We start from the raw sequence: 8,773 nt of genomic DNA, 5'->3' as shown, positions 1-8,773 counted from the left end.
GCGGTGTTCTTCGGGGTCGCCGTGTCCGTGGCGTCCGTGGTGGACCTGGCCGCCCGCCGGACCCACCAGGCGGCCCGGCTCCGCGCAGAGTCGGAGATCCTCTCCTTCCTCGCCGGCAACGTCCTGCGGGGCGAAACCACCCTGGAGGCGCTCCTGGACCGAGTCCGCGAGACCTTCGGCATGGAGTCGGCGGCCCTGCTGGAACGCGAGAACGACGTCGCCCCCTGGACCTGCGCCGGCAGCATCGGCCCCCGCCCCTGCGCCACGCCCGACGACGCGGATGTCGACGTCCCGGTCGGCGACCACATGTCTCTCGCCCTCTCCGGCCGCGTGCTGCCGGCCGAGGACCGCCGCGTGCTGGCCGCCTTCGCCGCCCAGGCCGCCGTCGTCCTGGACCGCCAGCGCCTGCAACAGAAGGCGGACGAGGCGAAGGAACTGGCCGAGGGCAACCGCATCCGCACCGCCCTACTGGCCGCCGTCAGCCACGACCTGCGCACCCCGCTGGCCGGGATCAAGGCGGCGGTCACGTCCCTGCGCTCGGACGACGTCGAATGGTCGCCGCAGGACCAGGCCGAACTCTTGGAGGCTATCGAGGAGGGCGCCGACCGCCTCGACCATCTCGTCGGCAACCTGCTCGACATGTCCCGCCTGCAGACCGGCACCGTCACGCCGATCATCCGCGAGACCGACCTGGACGAGGTGATCCCGATGGCGCTGGGCGGAGTCCCGGAGGACAGCGTCGAGCTGGACATCCCGGAAACCCTGCCGATGGTCGACGTCGACCGCGGCCTGTTGGAACGCTCGGTCGCCAACGTCGTGGAGAACGCCGTCAAGTACAGCCCGCCGGCAGAGCGGGTCCTGGTCTCAGCCAGCGCCATCGCCGACCGGGTCGAGGTCCGTGTCGTCGACCGCGGCCCCGGCGTACCGGACGAGGCCAAGTCCCGCATCTTCGAACCCTTCCAGCGCTACGGCGACTCACCGAGCGGCGCCGGAGTCGGCCTCGGCCTGGCGGTGGCCCGCGGCTTCGCGGAGGCGATCGGCGGCACGCTCAACGCCGAGGACACTCCCGGCGGCGGCTTGACCATGGTGCTCAGCCTTCCGACTGCACCCCAACGCCGCCCGGAGCAGCTCGATCGTGCGCCCGCGGTCACGACGTGAGCGGCCGAGCGCCGGGAGCCTCAGGCGACGGGCGGTACTGTCTCGAACTCCTTCCGTGCCCGCCGCATGTCCAGCCGCAGTCCCAGGACGTTCCGACGGTGCACGGCCCTGAGCCCCGCCTCCAGCGGCGAGGGTGGCACGGCCAGGACCGGGCAGGTGGCGTGGGCGAGGCAGTACCGGCTCACCGAAGGCCGCAGCGCACGGCGCAGCCGCCCGCGTCGCCCGGCACCGATGACCAGGACGTCCCCCTCGCCATCGGCGATCTCCACCAGCGTCCATCCCGGAGCGCCGCGAGCGACGAGGGCCCGCATGGGAAGGGCCGGCCCATCGACACCGAACACCTCCCCGAGGGCGGTGACCAGCTTCTCCCGGGCCCGGCGCTGCAACTCGTCGACCATGAATGACGCGTACGGGGACCGGCGTGCGGGGAGGTCCCCCTCGGGCGGTTCCCAGGCCAGCACCGGCCACAGCTCGGCTCCCCGCCGACGGGCCTCCTCGACGGCCCGGCACAGGGCGGTCAGACTCCCCGGCGAACCGCTGACTCCCACCACGACACGAGGGGCTGAGATCGCGCCGGACTCGGACATCACTTCACCGTTCTGCTCACACGGCCGACGGACGGTTCCGCCGGCGGCCCTCCAGGAGACTCCTTCCATCTCACTCCTGCTCAGAGGCGTTGAACAGCCCGCACGCCACTTCTTGGCACGCTTCTGACGGTGCATGTCCCAACTGCGCACCAGGCACGTCAACATCCCGTCAGGGCTGCCCCGTTCGGCGTCAGCGTCCCGTCAGGAGCCGTCCCGGACCCACGCCACGGGCCTAGCGTCGACGACGAGCCCCGGCCCGCCTCCCCGCCGTCCGGGGCCACTCTCCCTCTCCGACAGCTCCGCGAGTCAGTCACCGAAGAGGCTGTCCTGGACGTACTGGACGACATTCGCCTTCGGTTAGAACAGACCCAGGAGCATGAATGTCCTGGGGTGGGCCGCGATATTGCCGACGAAGAAGTGGACGGCACGGTCAGGGGTGAAGACCAGGTCGTACCACCGCTGGCGTAGCTTCTCCTGTACGAAGCCTTCGCCGTACTTGCGCAGGAACTTGCGGTACGACGCGCCGGCCTCCCAGTCCTTCAGCGCCATGTCGTGCGTGGGGCAGTCGTCATCCGCGCAGCGGAAGCGGTACCGAAAGTCCAGAGGCACCCACTGAAGCGGGGCCAGGTCTTGCTCGAAGAGGTCGAGTTGGTCGGCCAGCGCGGCTTTCGACTCGGACCAGGGCTCGGCCGCCGTCAGCCGGAAGCTGATCTCCGTGGGTCGGAAGGCGCCGAGCGAGGTCCCGCGTTCCTCCTGGTCCCTCTTGATCGCACACAGGGATGGTGCGACGAGCGGCTCGACGTACTTGTACCGGTCCCTCCAGTCGCCACCCGGCGGTACGGCGCCCACGATCTTGAGGGTGTCGAGGTCCGGCCGCAGGCTCTCGGGCCGCGAGTCCCGATGCGGCTCGACGTCGACCTCTACGACGGAGTACTTGGAGAACTGGGTCTGCTGCAGGTTTGGGTGACAGGTTTGACCTGCCCCACAGTTTGGGTTCCAGCTGCGGTGGCTAACTGGTGGCGTGGATGGTGTCTTGTTCGGAGAGTAGTTCGTACTCGATCGGGGTGCGGTAGCCCAGTGCTGAGTGGCGCCGCTGTCGATTGTGGAATACCTCGATGTACTCGAAGATCGCGTTCGCCAACTCGATACGGGTCTTCCACCGTTTGCGGTTCAACAGCTCGATCTGCATCGAGGACCAGAACGACTCCATCATCGCGTTGTCCAGGCCGTCTCCGACCGCACCAATGCGATGGCGCGGGCGCGGAACTCGGCGGGGTAGGCGCGGGGCATGTCCGGCAGCCTTTCGTGAAGGCCGTCAGTCAGCGAGCAGAACTGGAACCTGAGAGGTGGGGCAGGTCATTCCAAGCGCAGCGGCCTCGTGCTCGGTCGGCTGCAGCGCCAGCTGCTGGGGTGTAACTCCTCGGAGGCCTGCGTACTCAACGAAAGCATTGCTCGCGATATTCAAACGCCGCGCGTAGCCGCTGATCCAGCTCTCCAGAGCTTCCCCGGGAAGGGGCGGCAGGGAGATCGGGATGCGGGTGGGCGTCCACAGCATCAGGCGTCCTGCTTCAGACAGGCGGAGCCGTCGTCGCGAGGCAGGCGCCACTGATGTTGCCGGCGTAGGGCCGAAGTGCCCACGTGCTGGACCGGCCCGTTGAGACCCTGTCGTCTGCCGAATGCCTTATCTGCCCTCCACATTGCCATGCCGCCGAACGTATGCGGCAACCAACGCGGCCTACTGCCGGAAGATCGCATCAGGCCCAAAGGTGACAGTTACAGAGTGAAGTCGTTGCGCACGAGATCCTGGATTTGGACATCAGGTGCGCATCAAGCACCTGCAATGCGCATCGAGTCGCGGATCCTACAGGCGACCCCGTTCCTCCGGTCACCCGTGCCAGGACCGCCACAGTGCCGCGTAGGCACCGTCCGCGGCGACCAGCTGGTCGTGACTGCCGAGCTCGCAGATGCGGCCGTCCTCGACGACGGCGATGACATCGGCGTCGTGGGCGGTGTGCAGCCGGTGCGCGATGGCCACGACCGTGCGGCCGTCGAGCACACGGGCCAGGGAGCGCTCCAGATGACGGGCCGCCCGCGGGTCCAGGAGCGAGGTCGCCTCGTCCAGGACCAGCGTGTGCGGGTCGGCCAGGACCAGCCGGGCCAGCGCGATCTGCTGGGCCTGGGCCGGGGTGAGCGCCTGCCCGCCCGAGCCGACCTCCGTGTCGAGTCCGTCCTCCAGCGCCCGCGCCCACGCGTCCGCGTCGACCGCGCCCAGGGCCGCCCACAACTCGGCGTCCACGGCGTCCGTGCGGGCGAGGAGGAGATTGTCACGCAGGGAACCCACGAAGACGTGGTGCTCCTGGTTCACGAGGGCGACGTGCGAGCGGACCTGTTCCGCGGGCATCCGGGACAGCTCGGCGCCACCCAGGGTGATCCGGCCGTCACGGGGTGCGTAGATGCCCGCGAGGAGCCTGCCCAGCGTGGACTTCCCCGCGCCCGACGGGCCGACCAGGGCGAGCCGGGTGCCCGGTGCGACCTCCAGGGACACCTTGCGCAGGACGTCGACGCCCTCGCGGTAGCCGAAGTGCACCTCTTGCGCGTGCACGTCCCGGCCGTCGGGGGCCAAGGAGGTGTCCCCCGTGTCCGGCTCGATGTCCCGCACGCCGACCAGGCGGGCCAGCGACACCTGGGCCACCTGGACCTCGTCGTACCAGCGCAGGATGAGGTTCACCGGGTCGACGAGCATCTGGGCGATGAGCGCGCCGGTCGTCAGCCGGCCCACGTCGATCCAGTCGTGCAGGACGAAGAATCCGCCGACCATCAGGACCGAGCCGAGCACCAGGACGTGCACGACGTTGATGACAGGGAAGAGCACGGACCGCAGCCACAGGGTGTACCGCTCCCAGGCGGTCCACTCCTTGATCCGGCGCTCCGACAGGGCGGTGCGGCAGTCGCCGAGGCGGTGGGCCTCGACGGTGCGGCCGGCGTCGACGGTCTCGGCCAGCGCGGCGGCCACGGCGGCGTATCCCGCGGCCTCCGAGCGGTAGCCGGACGGCGCCCGCCGGAAGTACCAGCGGCACCCGAGGACCAGGACCGGCACGGCGAGGAGCACGGCCGCCGCCAGCGGTGGTGCGGTGACGACCAGCCCGCCGAGCAGCAGCACGACCCACACGACGCCGATCGCCAGCTGTGGCACCGCCTCGCGCATGGCGTTGGCGAGCCGGTCGATGTCGGTGGTGATGCGGGAGAGCAGGTCGCCGGTGCCCGCGCGTTCCAGGACGCCCGGCGGCAGCCCGACGGACCGGACGAGGAAGTCCTCGCGCAGGTCGGCCAGCATCCGCTCGCCGAGCATCGCGCCGCGCAGCCGCACTTCGCGTACGAACACGGTCTGCACGGTCAGTGCGAGCACGAAGACCCCGGTGGTCAGGCCCAGATGGAGCTCCCGTGCGCCGTCGGAGACCCTCTCGACGAGGCCGCCCAGCAGGTAGGGGCCCGCCATGGAGGCGACCACGGCCACGGCGTTGACGGCGACGAGGAGCAGGAAGGCACGGCGGTGCCGCCGGAACAGTTCGGCCACGTAGGCGCGCACGGTCGCGGTCGCGCCGACGGGCAGGGTGGTGGCCGTCGTCGGGGCCGCCGGGTCGTACGCCGGCGGCGCAACGCCGATCATGCGCTCTCCTCGATCTCTTCCAGCGCGCCCCGCAGGGCTGCCCCGTTCTCGTCCGGTGCTCCCCGCAGGGCCGCCCCGTCGTCCAACGCCTTTCGCAGGGGCGCCGATTCGGGCACCGTGTCCGGCCGGGCGGCCTCGGTGTCCGGTTTGCCGCGAGTGGTGGTCTCGTCCTCGGTCTCGCGGGTCACGACCGCGCGGTACCGGGGCTCCGTGCGGACCAGTTCGCGGTGCACGCCGACCGTGACGACCTCGCCCTCGTGCACCAGGACGACCCGGTCGGCGCGGTCCAGGAGGAGCGGCGACGAGGTGAACACCACGGTCGTGCGTCCCGTCCGCAGCCGTCGCACCCCCTGCGCGATCCGTGCCTCGGTGTGCGAGTCGACGGCGGAGGTCGGCTCGTCCAGGACGAGCACCTCGGGGTCGGTGATCAGGGACCGGGCCAGCGCGAGCCGCTGGCGCTGGCCGCCCGACAGCGAGCGTCCGCGTTCGGTGATCCGGGCGTCCATCGGGTCGTCCGTGTTCAAGGAGCCCTGCACGAGCGCTTCCAGGACGTCCGCGCACTGTGCGGCCGCCAGTGCCTCCTCGGGCCGCACGTCGCCGGAGGCGGGCACGTCGAGCAGCTCACGCAGCGAGCCGGAGAGCAGCACCGGGTCCTTGTCCTGGACGAGGACGGCCGCGCGCGCGGAGCCGAGGGGGAGTTCGTCGAGCGGCACGCCGCCGAGCAGGACCGACGGACCGGCCTCGGCGGGGTGGCCGCCGAGCCTTTCGGCGAGCCGTCCCGCCGCGTCGGGGTCGCCGCACACCACGGCGGTGAACCGGCCGCCGGGCGCCAGCAGTCCGGTGGCCGGGTCGTACAGGTCGCCCGACGGCGGAACGGCCTCGCGTGATCCCCCGGCGTCCGTGGCCCGCTCCAGGGACAGCACGCGCGCCGCGCGTCTGGCCGACGGGCGTGAGAACGAATAGGCCATGGCGATTTCCTCGAAGTGGCGCAAGGGGTAGGAGAGGACCATGACCGCGCTGTATACGGTGACCAGTTCGCCCACGGTGATGCGCCCCTGGCGGGCCAGGTGCACGCCGTGCCAGACGACCGCGATCAGCAGCAGGCCCGGCAGCAGCACCTGGATCGCGGAGATCAGGGACCACATCCGGGCGCTGCGCACGGCCGCGTGCCGTACCTCCTGCGAGGCGCGGCGGTAGCGGTCGAGGAACAGTTCCTCGCCGCCGATCCCGCGCAGTACGCGCAGACCGGCGACGGTGTCCGAGGCCAGCTCGGTGGCCCGGCCTGCCTTCTCACGCTGGAAGTCGGCGCGCCGGGTCGCCCTCGGCAGCAGCGGCAGCACCGCGAGTGCCAGCGCGGGCAGGCCGACCGCGACGACCACGCCGAGAGCGGGCTGGTAGACGAGCAGGCCGACGCAGACCACGACCACCGTGAGCGCGGCCGCGGTGAAGCGCGACACGGCCTCGACGAACCAGCCGATCTTCTCCACGTCGCCGGTCGAGACGGCCACCACCTCACCGGCCGCGACCCGCCGGGTCAGAGCCGAGCCCAGCTGTGCGGCCTTGCGGGCGAGGAGCTGCTGGACACGGGCGGCCGCCGTGATCCAGTTGGTGACGGCCGCCCGGTGCAGGAAGGTGTCGCCGACGGCGATGCCCGTACCGCACAGCGCCATGAGCGCGCCGGCCAGGGCCAGCCGGGTGCCGGAGGACTCGACGACGGCCTGGACGGCGAGGCCGACGCAGAACGGCAGCGCGGAGACGGACACGAAGTGCAGCAGGCCCCAGGCCAGCGACTTCAGTTGGCCGCCCAACTGGTTTCGCCCCAGCCACCACAGCAGTCGTGGACCCGAGCGCGCGTCCGGTACGCCCGGGTCCGGATACGGAAGGTCTTGGATCTGCATGACGTCCCAGTGGCTCGTGTCAGGTGGGGGAGTGGCGACAAGCCGTGAAAGGTTCGCCTCGGAGCGTGGTCGAAGGCAAACGGTTTTCCAGGCCGCCGTACAGAACCGGCAAGGTCGCAGCGCGTCCCCTTTGCGGTGTGATGTCCGCGGGATTGCGCAATCGGCAGGTGCCCGTGCCAGGATGCCTCGGTGCGGATCGACGGTGTACGGCGTGTGGCGGTCGCGGTGGCGGCCTTCGGAACTCTTCTGACGGCTCTGGCCGCGTGCGGCTCGCCGGGGGGCGGCAAGAGCGATCCGGCGCCCTCGGGTCAGGCCGGGCAGCCCCGCCCCGCCAGCGAGGACCTCACGCGCATCCCGGATGTCGGCGACAAGCTCCAGCGGCGGATTCCGGCCGATTCCGACCAGGTCGTGGCGGTCTACGGCAAGGGCAAGGACTCGGCGGCCTCCACGGTCGTGCTCTACGCCAGGCAGGGCAAGGCCTGGCATCGGATTCGCAGTTGGTCCGGGCACAACGGCAAGCGGGGCTGGACCACCGCTCACCGCTCGGGCGACCGCCGCAGCCCCGTCGGTGTGTTCACGCTCACCGACGCCGGCGGGGTGCTGAAGGATCCCGGTGCCCGGCTGCCCTACACACGGGACCCCGCCTTCGCCGCCCCGCACTGGTGGGCCAAGTCGCACTGGCACGACTTCGACTACGTCATCGCCATCGACTACAACCGCGTCAAGGGAACCCCGCCGAACAACCCGGAGCGCCCCGAGGGGGAGGAGAAGGGCGGCAGCATCTGGCTGCACATGGACCACGGCAGCGGTACGTCGGGATGCGTCAGCATGTCCAAGTCCGACATGGAGTACCTGCTGCGTACGCTGGATCCGGACCGGAATCCCGTGGTGGTCATGGGGGACCGGGCCGACCTGAAGGCCTGATCCGGGCAGGGGCCGTTGCGAGGAGGGCCTCACGCCCCGTAGAACACCGGCCATGAGAAGCCGGTTAGTCATGTTCATGCTTGCCGGAGCGACCCTCCTGGCGAGCACCCTCCTTGGGACGGGGGCCGCCTCCGCGCATTCCGCGCCCGCACACTTCGCCCCCGCGCACTCCGCCTCCGCCCGATCGGCCGCCGTCCCCGCCGAGTTCGGCACCGACTGGCACGATCCGGTCACCGCCGCCCCGCCGGTCGCCCGGCCGGACACCAGATCCTGCCGGGTCACGCTCGCCGAGGCCCGGTTCCGCGACTTCACCCCGTACAAGGGCACCTACGCGCCGCCGGACGGCTGCGGCGACCACTGGAGCAAGGTCGTCCTGCGCCTCGACGGCAAGGTGAAGGGCCGCCAGTTCGACCGGCTCGGCTATCTTCACGTCGGTGGGGGTGGGGGGGGGCGGGGGCGCGGAGCACACCCCCCCGCCCCCCCCCCCCACGCCCTCGCAGAGAGGGGCGAGAGGCGGCGCCGAGACACCGCGACCCACA

6 protein-coding genes and 2 pseudogenes are annotated in these 8,773 nt (G+C 71.1%); 3 read left to right on the top strand and 5 right to left on the bottom strand.

Annotation, left to right across the window (positions count from 1 at the left end; translation table 11 throughout):
• Positions 1-1,158 (top strand): sensor histidine kinase (locus tag ACFW2E_RS15265; RefSeq protein ID WP_384466487.1); only part of this gene is annotated, 1,158 nt, incomplete at its 5' end.
• Between the two features lie 20 nt (positions 1,159-1,178).
• Here ACFW2E_RS15265 and ACFW2E_RS15260 read toward each other — a convergent pair.
• The 5 genes and pseudogenes from ACFW2E_RS15260 to ACFW2E_RS15240 form a co-directional block, all read right to left on the bottom strand.
• Positions 1,179-1,745, bottom strand: coding sequence for a universal stress protein (locus ACFW2E_RS15260; RefSeq protein ID WP_384466485.1), 567 nt, complete (start codon positions 1,743-1,745; stop codon positions 1,179-1,181).
• Positions 1,746-2,102: 357 nt separating this feature from the next.
• A complete protein-coding gene (locus tag ACFW2E_RS15255; RefSeq protein WP_384466483.1) occupies positions 2,103-2,594 on the bottom strand; it encodes a hypothetical protein in 492 nt (163 codons plus the stop codon).
• Between the two features lie 160 nt (positions 2,595-2,754).
• Positions 2,755-2,988, bottom strand: a pseudogene (locus ACFW2E_RS15250) (IS3 family transposase); the annotation flags it as partial.
• Between the two features lie 642 nt (positions 2,989-3,630).
• Positions 3,631-5,412 (bottom strand): ABC transporter ATP-binding protein, encoded by a 1,782-nt coding sequence (locus ACFW2E_RS15245; RefSeq protein ID WP_384466482.1) that lies wholly within the window; start codon positions 5,410-5,412, stop codon positions 3,631-3,633.
• On the bottom strand, positions 5,409-7,310 hold the full coding sequence (locus ACFW2E_RS15240) for an ABC transporter transmembrane domain-containing protein (RefSeq protein ID WP_384466480.1): 1,902 nt from the start codon (positions 7,308-7,310) through the stop codon (positions 5,409-5,411). The genes ACFW2E_RS15245 and ACFW2E_RS15240 overlap by 4 nt, the downstream gene beginning before the upstream one ends.
• 189 nt (positions 7,311-7,499) lie before the next feature.
• Here ACFW2E_RS15240 and ACFW2E_RS15235 point away from each other — a divergent pair, with 189 nt between their 5' ends.
• A complete protein-coding gene (locus ACFW2E_RS15235) occupies positions 7,500-8,234 on the top strand; it encodes a L,D-transpeptidase family protein (protein WP_384466478.1) in 735 nt (244 codons plus the stop codon).
• A 169-nt stretch (positions 8,235-8,403) separates the two neighbouring features.
• Positions 8,404-8,670 (top strand): annotated as a pseudogene (locus ACFW2E_RS15230) (peptide-N4-asparagine amidase); the annotation flags it as partial.
• Between the last annotated feature and the right edge of the window lie 103 nt (positions 8,671-8,773).

The sequence above is a fragment of the Streptomyces sp. NPDC058964 genome, assembly GCF_042741275.1.
Classification (GTDB): Bacteria; Actinomycetota; Actinomycetes; order Streptomycetales; family Streptomycetaceae; genus Streptomyces.
The sequence above is the reverse complement of the archived record's forward strand: the minus strand, read 5'-3'. Positions and strand labels throughout refer to the sequence as shown.

What these genes read in the sequence shown, in the direction of transcription:
- ACFW2E_RS15260 (WP_384466485.1), bottom strand. Translation starts at nt 1,745, where the DNA reads ATGTCCGAGTCCGGCGCGATCTCAGCCCCTCGTGTCGTGGTGGGAGTC.
- ACFW2E_RS15245 (WP_384466482.1), bottom strand. Translation starts at nt 5,412, where the DNA reads ATGATCGGCGTTGCGCCGCCGGCGTACGACCCGGCGGCCCCGACGACG.
- ACFW2E_RS15240 (WP_384466480.1), bottom strand. Translation starts at nt 7,310, where the DNA reads ATGCAGATCCAAGACCTTCCGTATCCGGACCCGGGCGTACCGGACGCG.